16 protein-coding genes are annotated in these 19,290 nt (G+C 61.5%); 10 read left to right on the forward strand and 6 right to left on the reverse strand.

Annotation, left to right across the window (positions count from 1 at the left end; all coding sequences use genetic code 11):
- Positions 1-28 precede the first annotated feature (28 nt).
- The 6 genes from ybgF to ACRTG1_RS14715 all read left to right on the forward strand — a co-directional run bounded on the left by ybgF (position 29) and on the right by ACRTG1_RS14715 (position 8,188).
- Positions 29-1,024: a tol-pal system protein YbgF gene (ybgF, locus tag ACRTG1_RS14690; protein ID WP_206545597.1), complete on the forward strand. Its 996-nt coding sequence runs from the start codon at positions 29-31 to the stop codon at positions 1,022-1,024.
- Positions 1,018-2,358, forward strand: coding sequence for a tRNA lysidine(34) synthetase TilS (gene tilS, locus ACRTG1_RS14695; RefSeq protein WP_432516472.1), 1,341 nt, complete (start codon positions 1,018-1,020; stop codon positions 2,356-2,358). The genes ybgF and tilS overlap by 7 nt, the downstream gene beginning before the upstream one ends.
- Before the next feature lie 111 nt (positions 2,359-2,469).
- The gene (ftsH, locus tag ACRTG1_RS14700) at positions 2,470-4,410 is read left to right on the forward strand and encodes an ATP-dependent zinc metalloprotease FtsH (protein ID WP_206545599.1); all 1,941 of its coding nucleotides are present in this window, start codon (positions 2,470-2,472) and stop codon (positions 4,408-4,410) included.
- Positions 4,411-4,709: 299 nt separating this feature from the next.
- Positions 4,710-6,062: a phosphoglucosamine mutase gene (gene glmM, locus ACRTG1_RS14705; RefSeq protein WP_113153584.1), complete on the forward strand. Its 1,353-nt coding sequence runs from the start codon at positions 4,710-4,712 to the stop codon at positions 6,060-6,062.
- Between the two features lie 228 nt (positions 6,063-6,290).
- Positions 6,291-7,148 carry an outer membrane protein gene (locus ACRTG1_RS14710; RefSeq protein WP_113153583.1) on the forward strand — a complete coding sequence of 286 codons (858 nt, stop codon included), beginning with the start codon at positions 6,291-6,293 and terminating at the stop codon, positions 7,146-7,148.
- Positions 7,149-7,348: 200 nt separating this feature from the next.
- A complete protein-coding gene (locus tag ACRTG1_RS14715; protein WP_113153582.1) occupies positions 7,349-8,188 on the forward strand; it encodes an outer membrane protein in 840 nt (279 codons plus the stop codon).
- Positions 8,189-8,516: 328 nt separating this feature from the next.
- Here ACRTG1_RS14715 and ACRTG1_RS14720 read toward each other — a convergent pair whose 3' ends face one another.
- From ACRTG1_RS14720 to ACRTG1_RS14740, 5 genes are all read right to left on the reverse strand, one after another.
- Positions 8,517-8,831 carry a hypothetical protein gene (locus ACRTG1_RS14720; protein WP_113153581.1) on the reverse strand — a complete coding sequence of 105 codons (315 nt, stop codon included), beginning with the start codon at positions 8,829-8,831 and terminating at the stop codon, positions 8,517-8,519.
- A 98-nt stretch (positions 8,832-8,929) separates the two neighbouring features.
- Positions 8,930-10,300: an FAD-binding oxidoreductase gene (locus ACRTG1_RS14725; RefSeq protein WP_432516473.1), complete on the reverse strand. Its 1,371-nt coding sequence runs from the start codon at positions 10,298-10,300 to the stop codon at positions 8,930-8,932.
- A gap of 259 nt (positions 10,301-10,559) precedes the next feature.
- Complete coding sequence (locus ACRTG1_RS14730; protein ID WP_204360854.1) at positions 10,560-11,186, reverse strand: LysE family translocator; 627 nt, start codon at positions 11,184-11,186, stop codon at positions 10,560-10,562.
- 4 nt (positions 11,187-11,190) lie between these two features.
- On the reverse strand, positions 11,191-14,097 hold the full coding sequence (gene polA, locus ACRTG1_RS14735; protein WP_432516474.1) for a DNA polymerase I: 2,907 nt from the start codon (positions 14,095-14,097) through the stop codon (positions 11,191-11,193).
- A 335-nt stretch (positions 14,098-14,432) separates the two neighbouring features.
- Positions 14,433-14,864: a Fur family transcriptional regulator gene (locus ACRTG1_RS14740; RefSeq protein WP_113153578.1), complete on the reverse strand. Its 432-nt coding sequence runs from the start codon at positions 14,862-14,864 to the stop codon at positions 14,433-14,435.
- A 236-nt stretch (positions 14,865-15,100) separates the two neighbouring features.
- Between ACRTG1_RS14740 and ACRTG1_RS14745 the strand changes: the two genes are divergently transcribed.
- Genes ACRTG1_RS14745 through ACRTG1_RS14760 form a run of 4 tightly spaced genes read left to right on the forward strand, consistent with a single transcriptional unit; the run spans position 15,101 to position 18,601 of the window.
- Positions 15,101-15,955, forward strand: coding sequence for a metal ABC transporter substrate-binding protein (locus ACRTG1_RS14745; protein WP_280530254.1), 855 nt, complete (start codon positions 15,101-15,103; stop codon positions 15,953-15,955).
- Positions 15,952-16,860 (forward strand): manganese/iron ABC transporter ATP-binding protein, encoded by a 909-nt coding sequence (locus tag ACRTG1_RS14750; protein ID WP_390881234.1) that lies wholly within the window; start codon positions 15,952-15,954, stop codon positions 16,858-16,860. The genes ACRTG1_RS14745 and ACRTG1_RS14750 overlap by 4 nt, the downstream gene beginning before the upstream one ends.
- On the forward strand, positions 16,857-17,732 hold the full coding sequence (locus tag ACRTG1_RS14755; RefSeq protein WP_206553286.1) for a metal ABC transporter permease: 876 nt from the start codon (positions 16,857-16,859) through the stop codon (positions 17,730-17,732). Before ACRTG1_RS14750 ends, ACRTG1_RS14755 begins: the two co-directional genes overlap by 4 nt.
- A complete protein-coding gene (locus tag ACRTG1_RS14760) occupies positions 17,729-18,601 on the forward strand; it encodes a metal ABC transporter permease (protein WP_206553285.1) in 873 nt (290 codons plus the stop codon). Before ACRTG1_RS14755 ends, ACRTG1_RS14760 begins: the two co-directional genes overlap by 4 nt.
- Before the next feature lie 255 nt (positions 18,602-18,856).
- Here the strand turns inward: ACRTG1_RS14760 and ACRTG1_RS14765 are convergent, their stop codons facing one another.
- On the reverse strand, positions 18,857-19,264 hold the full coding sequence (locus ACRTG1_RS14765) for a RidA family protein (protein WP_113156092.1): 408 nt from the start codon (positions 19,262-19,264) through the stop codon (positions 18,857-18,859).
- Between the last annotated feature and the right edge of the window lie 26 nt (positions 19,265-19,290).

Consider the following 19,290-nt stretch of genomic DNA (forward strand, 5'->3'; position numbering starts at 1 on the left):
CGTTATCTATTGCGAAAGCGAGATTGGAATGTTTTTGCGAACGGTTGTGGGCGGCGTTCTTGCGCTGCCATTTCTCATGGCGGGGTCGGCGTTTGCTTTCGGTCCCGCGACAATGCCCGAAATGGGCTCGGCTGAACGGAACTCCGGGCATGTCATTCTTGCCCAGGCTGGCGATCCGCGCGTTGGCGCTCTGGAAGAGCAGCTTCGGCAGCTCAATGGGCGCGTGGAAGAGCTGAACTTCCAGATTCTGCAGATGCAGGATCAAATGCGCCGCATGCAGCAGGACAATGAGTTCCGCTTCCAGGAGCTGGAAAAGAACGGTGGCTCGGGTGCTGCGCCGGCTGGCGGAATGCCCGATCAGCGAACCGAGCAGGCCCCCCTGCCCGGTGGCGCCGCTGACGGTACACAGAGCGCGTCGCGGGACGCGCCAACCGTCGGCGCGCCGCCACGGTCGCTCGGCAGCGTGCGGTTCGACCAGAATGGCAACATCATCGGTGGCGAGGTCGGCGAGCCTGTTGATCTGACCCAGGCGGGCGAAATCGGCCAGCTTGGCCCCATTGGCCAGAACGGCGCCGGTCAAAACGGTGTCGGTCAAAACGGTCTTGGCCAAAACGATCAGGTGGCGGCGCTGCCTTCGGCCGACAATCCCGACGAGCTTTACAGAAACTCCTACGAATTCATCCTGTCCGGCGACTACAAGACGGCGGAAGCCGGTTTCCGCCAGCACATCGAGCGCTTCCCGGGCGATGCGCGCACCTCCGACGCTCATTTCTGGCTTGGTGAATCCCTGCTCGGTCAGGATCGCTACCGCGATGCCGCAGAAATCTTTCTGCGCGCCAGCCGCGACTACCCCAGTGCGGACAAGGCCCCCGACATGCTCTTGAAGCTCGGTATCTCGCTGGCAGCGATGAACCAGCGCGATGTGGCCTGTGTTACCTACAATGAAATCGGCCAGAAATACCCCGACATTTCCAGCGCGCTGCGTGAGCGTGTCAAACAGGAAAAGGCCCTTGCGGGTTGCTGAACCCGGTGGTTCTTCCTGATCCCGGAGCGCTTTTCGGCGATTACGCATTTGCCAAACAGAGCAGCGTGATTGCGGCAGTTTCCGGCGGCGGCGATTCTCTCGCCCTTCTCTTTCTTCTCAAGGATTTTCTCGACACGCAGGCTGATGCGCCGGCTTTGACAGCCGTGACGGTCGATCATGCCCTGCGGCCGGAATCGGCAGATGAGGCGCGCTTTGTCGCTGCCCTGTGCCGGAGCCACGGCATTGCGCACAAAACAATGCTCTGGCGCGGCGAAAAGCCGGCGACGGGCGTTTCGGCTTCTGCCCGCACGGCGCGGCTCGATCTTTTGGCGCAGGCCGCCCGTGATGCGGGCGCTGGCCTGATTTTCACCGGTCACACGCAGGACGATCAGGCCGAGACCGTTTCGATGCGCGCCGACCGTGGCGCGGGGCGCGGCGGCGCCGGCATTGCGCCCGCCACGCTTCACGATGGTTCAGTCTGGTTTGCCCGCCCCCTTCTGGGGCTTCACCGTGCGGTGCTGCGCGACTATCTCGCTTCGCGCGACCTGCGCTGGATCGACGATCCGACCAATGACAATCCGGCTTATGAGCGTGTGCGTGTGCGCAAGGCGCTTGATGCGGAAACCGCCCGAAAACTGGTTCACGAGGCGGCGGATGCGGCGGCCGAGCGCATGGCGCTGGGCGCGCGGGCGGCGCGTCTGATCGATGCGCATTGGCGCTGCGTTGCGCCGGGGCTTTATCGCGCCGAAACCGCGTTTCTGGACGCGGATGATGAACCGGCGCTGCTCTACGCGCTGCGCGTTCTGGCGGCGATGGCCGGTGGCGCTGCGCAATTGCCGGCGATCGAGCCCTCCGGACGCGTCCTGCTGCGGTTGCGTGACGGTTTTTGCGCCACATTGTCGCGGGCGGTCTTAGACCTTCGTTCAAGTGGTCTTTATCTGCATCGCGAGCGGCGCAATCTGCCGGCCATGGACCGTGCGGCCCAGCCGCTCCTGTGGGATGGGCGCTACCGTCTTGGCGCGGATGCCGGGGTGATGATCGCGCCGTTTGGCGTTCTGGCGCGCGACTGCCTGCCGGAAACGGCGTCTGTGACCCCTCAGGACGTTCTATTTGCTGCGCAATTTGCCGAACCGGCGTTCTGGGAGGGGGAAACCTGCCTGGGCCCCGCGCGAAACCGCATGAAGGATGGCGGTCTGCGGGTTCCCGCCCCATGGGCGCATCTTCTTCCCTCCTTCGATATGGTGCTGGCGCAGGCGCTGATCCGGCTGACCGGTGCCAAAACTGTTATCGCGTCGCCATCAGCGGACCACATTCAGCGAAGAGGCTTAACCTAAAGGCGAGCTGATGCCGTGGCTTGGCTTGGCAAGAAAGCACTGGCTCCCTATGTTATTTCAGACCATGAAAAACGGACGATCGCCGGCAACCGGCGAGTTTGCGGGACTTATATGAATCCGAATTACAGAAACTTTGCGCTCTGGGCGATCATCGCCGTCTTGCTGATTGCGCTCTTCAACCTGTTCCAGGCGCCGCAGCAGCGCGGCGCGACGCGCGACATCGCGTATTCGCAGTTTCTTGAGGAGCTTTCTTCGGGCAGCGTCGAGTCGGTGACGATCACCGGCGAGCGGATTACCGGCACCTATACCGGCAATGGCACGACCTTCCAGACCTATTCTCCCGGCGATCCGTCGCTGGTGCAGCGTCTGGAGGATCGCGGCGTCACGATCAACGCCCGGCCTGAAACCGACAGCTCCAACTCCTTCCTTGGCTACCTGATCTCGTGGCTGCCGATGATCCTGATTCTCGGCGTGTGGATTTTCTTCATGCGCCAGATGCAGTCGGGCTCCGGTCGCGCCATGGGGTTTGGCAAGTCCAAGGCCAAGCTGCTTACCGAGGCGCATGGCCGCGTGACCTTCCAGGACGTGGCCGGTGTCGACGAAGCCAAGGAGGATCTCGAGGAGATCGTTGAATTCCTGCGCGATCCGCAGAAGTTCCAGCGGCTGGGCGGCAAGATCCCGCGCGGCGTGCTGCTCGTTGGCCCTCCCGGTACCGGTAAAACGCTTCTGGCCCGCTCCGTGGCCGGTGAAGCGAATGTGCCCTTCTTCACGATTTCCGGTTCTGACTTCGTTGAAATGTTCGTTGGTGTCGGCGCTTCCCGCGTGCGCGACATGTTCGAGCAGGCCAAGAAGAACGCGCCCTGCATCATCTTCATCGACGAAATCGATGCGGTTGGCCGTCATCGCGGCGCCGGTCTCGGCGGCGGCAATGACGAGCGCGAGCAGACGCTGAACCAGCTTCTGGTCGAGATGGACGGCTTCGAGGCCAATGAAGGCATCATCCTGATCGCCGCGACCAACCGTCCGGACGTTCTCGACCCCGCGCTTCTGCGTCCCGGCCGTTTCGACCGTCAGGTCGTGGTGCCGAACCCGGATGTGGCCGGCCGCGAGAAGATCCTGAAAGTGCATGTGCGCAACGTGCCGATGGCGCCGAATGTCGACCTCAAGGTCGTCGCGCGTGGCACGCCGGGTTTCTCCGGTGCGGACCTCGCCAACCTCGTCAACGAGGCTGCCCTCATGGCGGCGCGCCGCAACAAGCGTCTCGTCACCATGCAGGAATTCGAGGACGCGAAGGACAAGGTCATGATGGGTGCCGAGCGCCGCTCGCACGCCATGACCCAGGAAGAGAAGGAACTGACCGCCTATCACGAGGCCGGCCACGCCATGGTCGCGCTCCACGTGCCGAAGGCAGATCCGCTCCACAAGGCGACCATCATTCCGCGCGGCCGTGCACTGGGCATGGTCATGCAGCTTCCCGAGGGCGACCGCTACTCGATGAGCTACAAGTGGATGGTGTCGCGTCTCGCCATCATGATGGGGGGCCGCGTTGCCGAAGAACTGAAGTTCGGCAAGGAGAACATCACCTCCGGCGCGTCTTCCGACATTGAGCAGGCCACCAAGCTTGCCCGCGCCATGGTGACCCAGTGGGGCTTCTCGGACGAGCTCGGCCAGGTGGCTTACGGCGAGAACCAGGAAGAGGTCTTCCTCGGCCATTCCGTTGCACGCCAGCAGAACATGTCGCAGGAAACGCAGCAGAAGATCGATAGCGAAGTTCGCCGTCTGATCGATGAGGCCTATGCGACGGCGCGTGAGATCCTGACCACGAAGAACGATGGCTGGATCGCCATTGCCGAAGGCCTGCTCGAATATGAGACCCTGTCGGGTGATGAGATCAAGGCGCTGCTGCGTGGTGAGAAGCCCTCGCGCGATGCCGGTGACGACACGCCCCCTTCCCGCGGCTCCGCCGTGCCGAAAACCGGTACGCGCTCCCAGGGCCAGAAGAAGGATGGCGACGAACCGGAAGGCGGTATGGAACCTCAGCCGCAGGGCTAGGCAGATCTCAAAACGCCAATTGCCGTAACAAATGAAAACGCCGTGAACTCAGTTTCACGGCGTTTTTGGTTTCTTGATAATGTTACCAAAATCGCGCAAAAGGCGAAATCACGAGTATTTATGTGCCTTTTAACGTGTTGTTAATCATAATTCGCAAGCAGACGTTTATTGGCAAAGCGTTACACTGGCTCACAGAATTTGATGCGAACGAGTGTTGCTCCTGTGGCAAAAAGTGAGTGAGGGACGCCGCTTTGACACGCAAACCAGACAAAGTGCGCCGTAGGGGCAGTAAGGAAAAAATGGCAAAGAAGTATTTTGGCACGGACGGTATCCGTGGGCGCGCCAACCGTTTTCCGATGACCGGCGAGATTGCCATGAAGGTGGGCATGGCGGCTGGCCTGGCATTCAAGAATGGCAGCCACCGTCATCGCGTCGTTCTTGGCAAGGATACGCGACTTTCCGGCTACATGATCGAGAACGCGCTGGTGTCCGGTTTCTGCGCGGCGGGAATGGACGTTTTCCTGCTCGGCCCGATACCGACGCCGGCTGTCGCCATGCTCGTGCGCTCGCTGCGCGCCGATATCGGCGTGATGATCTCCGCATCGCACAATCCCTATTACGATAACGGCATCAAGCTGTTCGGCCCGGACGGCTACAAGCTCTCGGACAAGATCGAGGGCCGCATCGAGGCCATGCTCGACAAGGAAGTCGAGCTGGCGCTGGCCGATAATGGCGCGCTGGGCCGCGCGACGCGCGTCGATGGCGTGCATGACCGCTATATCGAGTTCGCCAAACGGACGCTGCCGCGCTCCATGTCGCTTTCGGGTCTGCGCATTGTTCTCGACTGCGCCAATGGCGCTGCCTACAAGGTGGCGCCCGCAGTTCTCTGGGAGCTTGGCGCAGAGGTTATCGCGATCAATGACGAGCCGAATGGCGTCAACATCAACGATGATTGCGGTTCCACCCATCCGCTGGGGCTCGCCAAGAAGGTGCACGAAGTGCGCGCCGATATCGGCATCGCGCTTGATGGTGACGCCGACCGCGTTGTGATCGTCGATGAGAACGGCACGGTGATCGATGGCGACCAGATCATGGCGCTGATCGCGCAGTTCTGGCACAAGGCCGGCAAGCTCCAGGGCGGCGGTGTTGTTGCGACGATCATGTCCAATCTCGGTCTCGAGCGCTTCATGCACGACCTGAAGCTCGACCTTCACCGCGTGAAGGTGGGCGACCGTTATGTGGTCGAGCGCATGCGCGCCGACGGTCTGAACATCGGCGGCGAGCAGTCGGGCCATGTGGTCCTGTCCGACTTCACGACCACGGGTGACGGGCTGGTGGCCGCCCTGCAGGTTCTGGCCTGCATCAAGCGCGAGGATCGCCCGGCCAGTGAAGTGTGCAAACAGTTCGAGCCGGTGCCGCAGCTGCTCAAGAATGTGCGCATCAGCGGCGGCAAGCCGCTGGAGGCTGCGCCGGTCAAATCGGCCATCGCCGACGCAGAGGCCCGCCTGGGCGACAAGGGCCGTCTCGTGATCCGTCCCTCCGGCACCGAACCGCTGATCCGCGTGATGGCCGAGGCCGATGATCCCGCACTCGTGGAAAGCGTGGTCGATGACGTGATTGGCGCGATCGCGGATTCGAAGAGCGCCGCCTGAGCCAGGCCCTGACGGGCACTGTCGAAAAAGCATTCTGAAAAGCCGGCATTCGTGCCGGCTTTTTGTATTTTGGCTTTGATTTTGCCCCTTTGCGCGTCAGGCGTGTATTCGCGTCGTGGTTAAGGCTTAAGGTTAAGTCGTATTTAACTTTTTTGGTCAAATACTCCCGTCGAGTTGCAATTTGCCGGTGTGCCCAGGGGGGCGCGGCAACGCCAAGGATGGGAACATATGTTGAAGTCTACGAAGGTCTTCGGGGCGGCCTTGCTGCTTTTTGCTCCGACCGCAGGCTATGCCGCCGATCTCTATGAACCGCCGATCATCGAAGCGCCCGAACCACTGCCGCCGATCATCGAGCCCGCCGCACCGGAATTTGGCGGATGGTATATTCGCGGCGATGTCGACTATCACTGGTCGAAGCTGCGCGGCACCGAATACATCACCTATGGTCCGGGGGCCGGTGGCCTTCGCGGAGGAACGGCGTCCTTCGACACGACGGACCTGAAGGGCGCTATGTCGCTGGGCGCCGGTGTCGGTTACCAGATCAATCGCTACCTTCGCGCCGATCTGACGGCGGACTACTGGTTCAAGTCGGATTTCACCGGCTCCACGTCGGGCACGTGCTCTGGCGGACCTTGCGTTTCCACGGATACCTCGGCCTATAGCGCCTGGCTGCTGATGGCCAACGCTTATATCGACCTTGGCACCTATCACGGCGTCACGCCTTATGTCGGTGCGGGTATCGGTGGCGCTCACATCAAGTGGGACGACCTGACGAACACCACGCCCGATGGCACGACGGTTCACGAGGGTTCCAGCAACTGGCGCTTCGCCTACTCGCTGATGGCCGGTGCTTCCTACTGCCTTACCGAGAATCTGAACCTCGACATGGGCTATCGCTTCACGCGGGTGAACGGCGGTCGCATGTTTGAGTATGCTTCGGGCGTTGCTCCGGGCTTCGACAAGGGGTTCAACGTTCACGAGGCCCGCGCGGGTCTGCGCTATCAGTTCGGTGGCAACACCAACTGCGCCGCGCCTCAGGTGGTCACCTATGATCCGCCGCCCTTCGAGCCGCCGGTCTACAAGTAAGACCTACGCGTAAGATAGTCTGCATTTTTCAAAACCGCCCGGCCCAAATACCGGGCGGTTTTGTTTTGCGCAGTCGTTATCGTAAACGCCTGCGATAACCATGCGTTAGCCTTAACCGCCGCTTAACCCGAATGGTTAATTATGGGGAGATAAAGCGGCGGGGGCACCCTTAATCCGTCGCGTCTCGCGGAGTTCGGATTATGAGCACTATCACCCGTCTGCTTGTCTCTTCGGTTTCTCTGACGCTGGTTTCCATCGGCGCAGCGCAGGCCGCTGACTATGACCCACCGATCATTATTGAAGAAGTGCCTGACGTGGTGCCGGTGGAGATTGGCAGCGGCTGGTACCTGCGCGGCGACATTGGCTATTCGCTGAAAACCAGCGCCAAGGACCCCTTCACCTATCGCACCTTCGATGGCGTGAACTACGGTTCCGCCGCATTCGACAGCGTCTCCCTTTCGAAGGATTTCAGCTTCGGTCTGGGTTTTGGCTATTCCTTCACCGACTGGTTCCGCGCCGACGCGACGCTTGATCGCTTTACTGCCGGTTTTAACGGCACGACCTCGAGCGCGGTTCCCTGTCCGGGTGCTCCTGCTGGAACGACCTGTCGTTCCGAGGACGGCTCGGAAGTCACCGGGTATTCCGCGCTGTTAAACGCCTATGTGGACCTCGGCACCTATGTGGGCTTCACACCCTATGTGGGCGCGGGCATCGGCTACACCTATATGCGCTGGGATGAACTCGCCAACAGTGCCTACTGCGTGGGTGGCGGCTGCGGCGGCACCAGCTTTGCGGGCACGTCCAGGCATTCGGGCGAGTCGGACTGGCGCTTCACCTACGCGCTCATGGCCGGCATGTCCTATGACTTCTCCAACAACATGAAGGTGGACCTCGGCTACCGCTATCGTCATGTCGATGGCGGCAACATGTTCGCCTGGGATGCTGCGACGGCGGCAGCCGGTGCGACAGGCGTGCAGGGCCACGACAGCGATCTTGCCACGCATGAGATCCGCGTTGGTCTGCGCTACGAATTATGGTGAGAGCCGGTTCTGGCCCCTTCCATACAGAAAACCCCACCTTCGCAGCCAGCCCCTGAACTGCATGCGGGCGTATGGTAAAAGAACAAGCCGAGCCCCTTGGTCCAGCAGAACCTTGGGGTTCGGATATGCTTCATAAATCTGCAACAAGTAAGAAACGGCGACTTCCCGCCCTGCGCTGGCATGAACGGAAATCGCCCGCTTCGCGCCGCGCAAATTGGTCATTCACCAGCGCTTGCCCTTGCCCTGAAAGCCGCCGTTCGTTGACCGGGAACCGGGCATTCGCCGCGACGTGAACGAACGGCAGCGATGCGGACGCCAATTGGACAAACTACTCGACGACGCGGAACACTTCCCAATATGTCGAGCCCGAAACGATCACTTCGCCCATCTTCTTGCCCCAGTCGGCATGCATCTTGATCGATCCGATCTTGTCGAAAAAATTATCAAGCTCAGCGAGATTAGAAATCTCGAACTCGTCCTGAATAACGGCCTCCTTGGCGCCGATCGAACCGGTTATCACGCGGCTTTTCGACATATCAATATCCGTTTGCGAGCCGATCTGCTCGGCCCATTCTTTGTGAAGCGCCAGCGCTTCCGATTTCATTCCAAATTTAGCTTCGCAGGTCCAACGCGCGATCATCATGGGGTCTTCCTCCCTTCTCGTGTAAAGAGATTTGGCCTGTCCCGCAGGCCGAAAACCGGACGCCTGGGTGGGCGATATCTACACTTGGAAACGTCGGCCTATGGCGCGATGTTCTGGTTTATGTGGAACAGGTTGTCCGGGTCATATTGGCGCTTGAGTTTCAGGAGCCTGTCGTAATTGCCACCGAAGTTCTCCTGCGCGCGCCCGGCATCGTCTTCATCCATGAAGTTGATATAGCCGCCTGGTTCGGAATACGGCGCCACCGCATCCGAATAGTCTCGCACCCATTTGGTATGGGCCGCGTCATCGGCCGGGTCGTCGGATGCGGCCAGAACCACCATCGAGAAGTTGGCGTCTCTGTGCCCAAAGGCTGTGGCATCAGAATCCACGTCCTGACACGCGCCGTTGATCGGATAAAGATGCATGGTGGAACTGACCGTCGGTGCGTTCGGTCCGTGCTGGACATGCGCCGCGATCGCTTCGTCGGTGAGCTCCTTGACGAAGTTGCCTTTCCAGTATTGTCGGATGCCCGTGGGGAAAAGGCCATCGAAAGCCGCGTTGATTGCCGGATACGGCACCGGCCCGACATGTTCGGCCTTGACCTCGGCAATGTCGTGGAACGCCTTGAACTGTTTTTCGCCCTCGGACGGATCCCCTGACCAGCAGGCGACGATGGCACAGAACATGTCGCCGTGGCGGTCTTCCGGGATGAATGGCAGTGGCGGCGCGATCTGGAAGGCCGGAAAGGCGCCCATCTCGCGCGGCGCGGTCTTGATGTAGTCCCGATAAAACCTGAAGATCGTTTCGGTTTCTTCGATCTCGAAGAACATCGGGCCCCAATAGACCGTTTCGACCGGTTGGAGCTTGTACTCGAGCGAGGTGCAAATGCCGAAATTTCCGCCGCCGCCGCGGATGGCCCAGAAGAGGTCGGCATTCCTGTCTTCACTTGCGATCAGCATCTTTCCGTCAGCCGTCACGACATCTGCCGAAATCAGGTTGTCGAGCGACAGGCCATGACCACGGGAGAGGTACCCGATCCCTCCGCCTAGCGTGAGCCCGGCAATGCCGGTTGTGGAGATGATCCCGCCCGTAGTGGCGAGACCAAAGGCATGGGTGGCCGAATTGAAATCACCCCACGTAGTACCTCCCTCGGCGCGAACCGTCTTGGCGCCCGGATCGACCCGGACGCTGCGCATATGCGACAGGTCGATAACGACGCCTCCGTCATTGGTGCCGAAGCCGGGACCGCTGTGCCCGCCGCCGCGCACAGAAAGTTCGTGCCCGTTGTCGCGGGCATAGTGGACTGTAGTCATCACGTCGCCGGCATTGGCTGCCCGCACGATGACGACGGGCCGTTTGTCGATCATTCCGTTGTGGACCTTGCGCGCCTCATCGTAGCTGTTGTCGGATTGGGTGATGACATCTCCGCGAATATGGTCGCGGAGTTCGCTTGGTGTCTTGGCTGTCATGGTTTTCCCGCCATGGTTTCTTGATTGTCCGCGTTGATCGCGGAACTCAGACAAGCCAATCAGCCAACCAAGACTCACAAGGAAACGATCTGTCGCCACAAACCATTGGCTGGCTTATCGACTGCGATCATTGCCTAAAGTTAACACAATTTTCGAAAATGGCAGAGTCGGCATTTTTTGACGCGCGTAACACTCACCTCGAAAGGAAGTTCAGCCGCTTCGCAGGGGCGGCTCCCTGCCCAGATGGAGGCACGGTGTTCTAGCGGGCCGTTGACCAGCCGAACCAGAGCGCGACGAGCGCGAGAAGGGCGGAGAGTGTGCGCCGTGCGATCCGCTCGCGCCGGGCGTCGGTCAGAAATGGCTGTAGTGTGCTTGCCAGCACCACGATCATGCCGTGGATCAGTGTCGCCACGCCCACATAGATCGAGGTGAGGAGAATGGTCTGCGGCGTCAGTGGCTGCGTGGGGTCCACGAAGGTCGGTAAAACGGCGATGTAGAAAACCGCCGCCTTGGGATTGAGCAGATTGGTGACGAGACCGCGCATGAAATGCGCGCCGTCGGGCTTGTCTCCCGCCGCAGAGACGTCGCCGCCATCGCGCCAGCCATCCCAGGCCAGAAAGAGCAGGAAGAGCACACCCGCCCAGCGCAGCCCCTCATAGAGCAGGTCGGAAGCCTGAATGACCTGCGCCACGCCGAGCGCGGCAATGATGCCGACAATGCTGAGCCCGAGCGCCACGCCGGCGACCGTCGCGAAGCCGGGGCGGCGGCCTTCCGAGGCGGAGATAAGGGCCAGATAGGCCATGTTCGGTCCGGGCGTAAGCTCGATCAGCGTCGATGCCAGAGCGAAAGAAGCGACAACGGTCAGATCGAGCCCGAAGACAGTCATGGCGTCAGTGCGCCTCGTTCCAGTTGTCGGCGGCGCGCGCTTCAACCTGAAGCGGGACGGAGAGGGGGCGGGCCGGCAGGGCGGCGTTTTCCATCACGTCGCAGATCAGCGGGATGACCGCGTCGACCTTGCTTTCGGGCGCTTCGAAGATCAGTTCGTCATGCACCTGCAAAAGCATTTTCACCTCGCCGAATCCGGCGTCCGCAAGCGCTTCGTCCATGCGCACCATGGCGCGGCGGATGATGTCCGCCGCCGAACCCTGGATCGGCGCGTTGATCGCGGCGCGCTCGTTGAAGGCGCGCAATTGCGGATTGGACGAACGGATCTCAGGGTAGTGTGCCCGGCGGCCAAAGATCGTCTCGACATAGCCGAGTTCCTTGGCCTTGGCCTTGGTGGCGTCCATGTAGTCCTTGATGCCGGGGAAGCGCTCGAAATAGCGCTTGATATAGGCGCTGGCTTCCTCGCGCGGAATGGCGAGCTGGTTGGCGAGACCGAAGGCGGAGATGCCGTAGATGATGCCGAAATTGATCGCCTTGGCGCGCCGGCGCACCTCCGATGGCATGCCTTCCACCGGCACGTCGAACATTTCCGACGCCGTCATGGCGTGAATGTCGAGCCCGTCGGCAAACGCCTTCTTCAGTTCCGCAATGTCGGCCACATGGGCAAGCACGCGAAGCTCGATCTGGCTGTAGTCGGCAGAGATCAGCTTTGCGCCTTCCGGCGCCACGAAGGCGGTGCGGATCTTGCGGCCTTCCGGCGTGCGAACCGGGATGTTCTGCAGGTTCGGCTCGGAGGAGGAGAGGCGGCCCGTCGTCGTGGAGGCGAGGGCGTAGGACGTGTGAACGCGCTTCGTCTCGGGATTAATGTAGCCCGGCAGCGCATCCGTGTAGGTGGATTTGAGCTTCGTCACCTGCCGCCAGTCGACGATCTTGCGCGGCAGTTCGTGCCCTGCGCCAGCCAGGTCCTCCAGCACCTGCGCCGAGGTCGACCACTGGCCTGTCTTGGTCTTGCTGCCGCCCGGCAGCCCCATTTTGCCGAACAGGATTTCGCCGAGCTGCTTGGGCGAACCGATGGTGAAGCGCTCGCCGGCCAGCGTGTAGATTTCGTCTTCGATGCCGGCGGCCGTCTGGGCGAAGTCACCCGACATGCGCGACAGGATCTGGCGGTCGACGGAAATGCCGCGATGCTCCATCCGGCCGATCACCGGGATCATGGGGCGCTCGAGCCGCTCATAGACGGAGACCAGCCCTTCGGCGGCGAGCCGGGGCTTGAGCACCTGCCACAGCCGCAGCGTGATGTCGGCATCCTCGGCTGCATAGGCGGTGGCGCGCTCCAGATCCACCATGTCGAAGGTGATCTGCTTGCGACCGGTGCCGGTCAGTTCCTTGTAGGGGATGGGTTTGTGGCCGAGCCAGCGCTCGGAAAGCGCGTCCATGCCGTGGCCCACCGTGCCGTGGCTGCCGGTGCCGGCATCGAGCACATAGGAGATCAGCATGGTGTCGTCGCAGCCGACGATCTCCACGCCAAGCCGATACATGATCAGCCAGTCATATTTCAGGTTCTGCCCGATCTTGAGAACGGCGGGATCGGCCATCATGGCGCGGATCGCCTCCAGCGCCTCTTCCTGCGAAAGCTGGTTCTCGATCAGCCCGCCGCCCAGAAGGTCGCCACTGCCGCTCTTGTGCGCGATCGGCACATAGGCTGCGCGGCCGGGTTTGGTCGCAAGCGAAAAGCCGCACAGCTCCGCCTGCATCGGATCAAGCGAGGTGGTCTCGGTGTCGAAAGCGAGGATGCCTGCCTCATAGGCTTCCGCGACCCACTTTTTCAGTGTGTCGAGATCGCGGATGCATTCATAGCCGGCGTGATCGAAAGTCTGTGCCGAGCCTGCTTCTGCGATCCTGTTGGCGAGCTTCGACGGTGTGTCCGCATCGCCCATGTCTTCGGCCGGCGTGAGGTCGGGGCCATGCGCGTCCGCGCCGGCTTCGACCTCCACATGGGCGGCCTCGATCTCGGCCACTTCGGCTCCGGTGGCCTCGGCCACACGGCGCGTCAGCGTGGTGAACTCCATTGCTTTCAGGAAGCCGATCAGCTTCGGCCCGTCCGGCGGGGCGAGCTCGAACGTGTCGATGGCGTGCTCCACCGGAACATCGATCCTGAGCTTGACCAGCTCGCGCGAAATGCGCGCCTTGTCGGCGAATTCGATCAGGTTCTCGCGGCGTTTCTTCTGCTTGATCTCCTCGGCGCGGGAGAGCAGCGTGTCGAGATCGCCATATTCTTCCAGAAGCTGGGCCGCCGTCTTGGGACCGATGCCCGGCACGCCGGGAACATTGTCGACGGAATCGCCCGTGAGCGCCTGCAGGTCGATCATCTTCTCGGGCGGCACGCCCCATTTCTCGATCACTTCGGGAATGTTGATTTCCCGGTCCTTCATCGGATCGTACATCGAGACGTTTTCGGTCACGAGCTGCATCAGATCCTTGTCGGAGGAGATGATCGTGGTGTCGCCGCCGGCCTCGCTTGCGAGCCGCGCATAGGTGGCGATCAGGTCGTCGGCCTCGAAGCCGGCCAGCTCGATGCAGGGCAGGTCGAAGGCCTGCGTCGCCTCGCGGATCAGACCGAACTGCGGCACCAGATCCTCCGGCGGCTCCGAGCGGTTGGCCTTGTATTCCGGGTAAAGATCGTTGCGGAACGTCTTCGAGGAATGGTCGAAGATGACCGCGAAATGGGTCGGGGTGACGCCCACCTCCGTATCGCGCGCATTCTGCAGAAGCTTCCAGAGCATGTTGCAGAAGCCGGCGACGGCGCCCACCGGCAGGCCGTCGGATTTGCGGGTCAGCGGGGGCAGCGCGTGATAGGCGCGAAAGATGTAGCCCGAACCGTCAACGAGGAAGAGATGATCGCCTTTTTTCATGGCTGCTACGGGTAGCGCGGCGGGGTGCGCCTGTCCATGGAAAAGGGGGGCTGTCCGCGCCTTTCGGACAGGTGTCCTGACAAGGTGGAACAGGGCCTACCGCTTTCTATCACGCGTTTGTTACGAAGTTGTAATGTCCCGTGCCCTTGAATAGCCACGTTCAAGCACAAAATAACACACAGCGGCATTTTTCGCCGTGGTCCGCAAAAGGCTCGTCCCCCGCCTTTACCGGACGAAATAGCGGCAGCCTCATCCCCCCTCTCCGGGCTGCCGCGGTGTTTCAAGCATGGCCGCCGTGGTTTCCCCTCCACCACGGCGGCTCTTGCGTTCAGGGGTCAGGTTTTCCTGCGTTTCCTGCCGTAAAGCTCCAGCCGATGGTGCACGATGTCGTAGCCGAGCGAGCGGGCGATCTCTTCCTGAAGCTTCTCGATCCGGTCCGAGTGAAACTCGATCACGTCACCCGTATCCATGTCGATCAGGTGGTCGTGATGTTCACCGTCGGCCTGCTCGAAGCGTGCGCGTCCGCCCTCGAAGGCATGGCGGTGGATCGCGCCCATTTCTTCAAGAAGTTTCATGGTCCGGTAGACGGTTGAAAGCGAGATGCTGGGGTCGATGATCGTCGCGCGCTGGAAGATTTCCATCGCGTCGGGATGATCGTCCGTTTCCGTCAGAATGCGAAGAATGATCTTGCGCGGCCTGGTGATGCGAACACCGGCGCGGCGCAGTTCCTTCTCGTAATCCGGCTTGTGGGCGGGGTGCTGATTCATCGGCAGACTATGCGCCAGATGACAATCAGTTGCAAAGATTCGATCTTCACTTGCCGGTGCTTCTCCTCAGGAAAGCCCGCATTCCCGGCATTCTTTCCTTTTTTATTGCAAACGATTTGCAATTGCATTGACGGGCGGCGGAATTCACCATAACTATGAAGCGTTGCAGCAGTTTCGATGTGTTTCAGGGGATTCTCATGCCATCAGCCAAGCGATTGGCCACTTTCGTCATTGCAATGCTTGCCGCGTCCTCCGCCTTTGCGCAGGACGAACGTTTCAAGGCGGTCACCACATTCACCGTCATCGCGGACATGGCGCGCAATGTCGCCGGCGATGCTGCGGTGGTCGAGTCGATCACCAAGCCCAATGCCGAAATCCATAATTACCAGCCGACGCCCGGCGACATCCTGCGGGCGCAGGACGCCGAGCTGATCCTCTGGAACGGGCTCAATCTCGAACTCTGGTTCGAGCGCTTCTTCCGCAATCTGAAGGATGTGCCGAGTGTCGTCGTTTCGGAAGGCGTGGAGCCGATGAGCATCGGTGACGGACCCTATACCGGCAAGCCAAACCCGCATGCCTGGATGTCGCCGAGCGATGCGTTGATCTATGTCGACAATATCCGCGACGCGTTCTCGCAATACGATCCGGAGAATGCCGGGATCTATGCGAAGAACGCGGAGGCCTACAAGGCCGAGATCCAGTCCGTTGTCGATCCGATCCGTGAGCGGCTGGCGGCCATTCCCGAAGATCACCGGGTGCTTGTCACCAGTGAAGGCGCGTTCAGCTATCTGGCGCGTGATTTCGGGCTGAAGGAGCTTTACATCTGGCCGATCAATGCCGACCAGCAGGGCACGCCGCAGCAGGTGCGTCATGTGATCGACCAGATCCGCGAAACCAATGCGCCGGCCGTCTTCAGCGAAAGCACCGTCTCGCCCAATCCCGCAAAGCAGGTGGCGCGTGAGACGGGGGCGGCCTATGGCGGTGTTCTCTATGTGGACTCGCTCAGCGACGACAACGGCCCGGTTCCCACCTATCTGGATCTCTTAAGGGCCACGAGCGAGACCATTGCCGAAGGATTGACCGGGCAATGAACGCACCCGTTGTGAACATGAAGAAGAAGCCGGCGGCGCAGTCCGCCGGCATTGACGTTCGTGATGTCACCGTCACCTACCGCAATGGCCACACGGCGCTGCGCGATGCGAGCTTCTCCATCCCCACCGGAACCATTGCGGCCCTTGTCGGCGTGAATGGCAGCGGCAAGTCCACCCTGTTCAAGGGGATCATGGGGTTTGTTCCGCTGGCAAAGGGCGATGTCTCCATCCTGGGCGAGCCGGCCGGTCGGGCGCTCAAGCGCAATGTCGTGGCCTATGTCCCGCAGGCCGAGGAAGTCGACTGGAACTTCCCGGTTCTGGTCGAGGACGTGGTGATGATGGGCCGCTATGGCCACATGAATTTCATGCGCTGGGCGCGCCGGCAGGACCATGAAATGGTCGAGGCCGCGCTTGAGCGCGTCGGCATGGCCGACTTCCGCAAACGTCAGATCGGCGAATTGTCGGGCGGCCAGAAAAAGCGCGTCTTTCTGGCTCGCGCGCTGGCGCAGGAGGGCAGGGTGATCCTGCTCGACGAGCCCTTCACCGGCGTCGATGTGCGGACCGAAGAATCCATCATCGCGCTGCTCAAGGCGCTGCGCGAAGAAGGCCATGTCATGCTGGTCTCGACGCATAATCTGGGCAGCGTCCCGCGTTTCTGCGACCGCACGATCCTGATCAACCGCACGGTACTGGCAGCCGGTCCCACCGAGGATGTGTTCACGCGCGCCAATCTGGAAAAGGCGTTTGGCGGCGTCCTGCGCCAGTTCACGCTCGGCGGCGCGGAGCTGCATGAAGATGCCGAGGAAGATTCCCGGCAGGTCACCGTTCTGACCGACGATGAGCGGCCCTTCGTCATCTATGGCGATGAGAAGAACGGACGCCCGGACGAGGGCAAGCGCAAATGAGCGCCTATCTGCTCGAACCTTTCTCCTATGGCTACATGGTCAACGCCATGTGGGTGAGCGCGCTGGTGGGCGGGGTCTGCGCCTTCCTGTCGGCCTATCTGATGCTCAAGGGCTGGTCGCTGATCGGCGATGCGCTTTCGCATTCCATCGTGCCCGGCGTTGCCGGCGCTTACATGCTTGGCCTGCCATTTTCCATCGGTGCGTTCTTCGCCGGTGGTCTGGCGGCAGGCGCGATGTTCTTCCTCAACCAGCGCACAAGGCTGCGGGAGGATGCGATCATCGGTCTGATCTTCACGTCCTTCTTCGGCCTAGGTCTGTTCATGATCTCGCTGTCGCCGGCCTCGGTGAATATCCAGACCATCGTTCTGGGCAACATCCTCGCCATCACGCCGTCCGACACGCTTCAGCTCGTCATCATTTCCGGCGTCACGCTGGCCGTGCTCGCGGTCAAGTGGAAGGATCTGATGGTCGCCTTCTTCGATGAGAACCACGCCCGCTCCATCGGTCTCAATCCGGGCTTTCTGCGGCTGATCTTCTTCACGCTTCTGAGCGCCTGCACGGTTGCCGCCATGCAGACGGTCGGCGCGTTTCTCGTCATCGCCATGGTGGTGACGCCGGGTGCGACGGCCTATCTCCTGACGGACCGTTTCCCGCGTCTGGTCGCCATCGCGGTCGCCATCGGGGCGGTGTCGAGTTTTGTCGGCGCCTACGCCAGCTACTTCCTTGATGGCGCGACGGGCGGGATCATCGTTGTGCTCCAGACGCTGACCTTCCTCACCGCCTTCGTCTTTGCGCCAAAGCACGGCATGCTGGCCGCGCGCCGACGCGCCCGTGAGGCGCTGGAACAGTCGATGCAGGAGGCGGGCGCATGAGCGGCTTTCTCGACACGGCGCTGATGCCTTTCGCCTTTCCGTTCATGCAGCAGGCGTTCATCATCTCGGTGCTGATCGCCGCGCCCATGGCGCTGCTTTCCTGCTTTCTGATCCTGAAGGGCTGGTCGTTGATGGGTGACGCCGTCAGCCATGCCGTTCTGCCGGGTGTGGTCATCGCCTATATCATCGGCATCCCCTTCGCCATCGGCGCGTTCGTGGCCGGCATGACCTGCGTTGTGGGCATCGGCTATCTGAAGGAAAACAGCCGGGTGAAGGAAGACACCATCATGGGCGTCGTCTTCTCCGGCATGTTCGGGCTCGGCCTGCTGCTCTACACCAAGATCCAGACCGAGGTGCATCTCGATCACATCCTGTTCGGCGACATGCTGGGCGTGACCTGGGGCGACATCACGCAGACGGGCATCATTGCGCTGTTTGTGTGCGCGGCCATTCTTCTGTTCCGCCGCGACCTGCTTCTCAATGCGTTCGACCCGCAGCACGCCAAGGCAATCGGCCTGCCGGTGCGGGTACTGCATTACGGGCTACTGGCAATCCTGTCGCTGACCATCGTGGCAGCTCTGACGGCGGTGGGCATCATTCTGGCGATCGCGCTTCTGATCGGGCCGGGCGCGGTGGCGTTCCTGCTCGTCCGGCGCTTCGACCGCATGTTGCTTGTCAGCCTGGCGGTGGCGCTGTTCGCCTCGTTCTTTGGCGTCTATCTGAGCTTCTTCATCGACAGCGCGCCGGCCCCGACCATCGTGCTTCTGATGACGGGCATGTTCCTTGTGGCCTTCGTTTACACGCTGCGCCGCAATGCACGGGAGGATGCCGAGCGGGAGGTGGACTCACGCGAAGCCGGCGCAGGGTGACGAGCCTTTTGGCTGCGGTGCCGGGCACCCTCGCCCTTCGACAGGCTCAGGATGAGGGCTACTTAAACCGCTCAGAAAAGCCGTAGCGCCACGCGCGGGATATGCTCCTGCGTCCGCGTTCCACGTTGGAAAGAAGCACGGCGTTTCCACTAGCCCTCATCCTGAGCCTGTCGAAGGGCGAGGGCGCTTGGCACCGCAGCAAAGTGATAGCGCCGGGCGTCGTTCTCAGATGCCCGGCGCTTGAGCCTCGTGCGGCTAGTCGGGCAGAACGGCTGTGGCTTCGATCTCGACCTTCGCCTCGTCTTCGATCAGCGCCACGACCTGCACGACGCTCATGGGCGGGAAGTTACGGCCCATGGCGGAACGATAGGCTTCGCCCAGCTCGCGCAGACGGCTGCCATAGGCTTCCTTGTCGGTGATGAACCAGGTCAGGCGCACCACGTGCTCCGGCCCGGCACCCGCTTCCTTGAGAAGCGTGACAATGTTCTCAAGCGCCTGACGCACCTGGCCGATGAAGTCGTCGGTCTCGAACACCTGATTGCTGTTCCAGCCGATCTGACCCCCAAGGAAGACGGTGCGCCCCCTTGCAACAACACCATTGGAATACCCCTTGGCAGGAACCCAGTCGGCTGGCTGGAGAATCTGGTGAAGCGGGACAGTCATGCTATTTCCTTCATGCTTGGGAACGA

The sequence above is a fragment of the Nitratireductor sp. PBL-C9 genome, from assembly GCF_050877045.1.
Lineage (GTDB): Bacteria > Pseudomonadota > Alphaproteobacteria > Rhizobiales > Rhizobiaceae > Nitratireductor > Nitratireductor aquimarinus.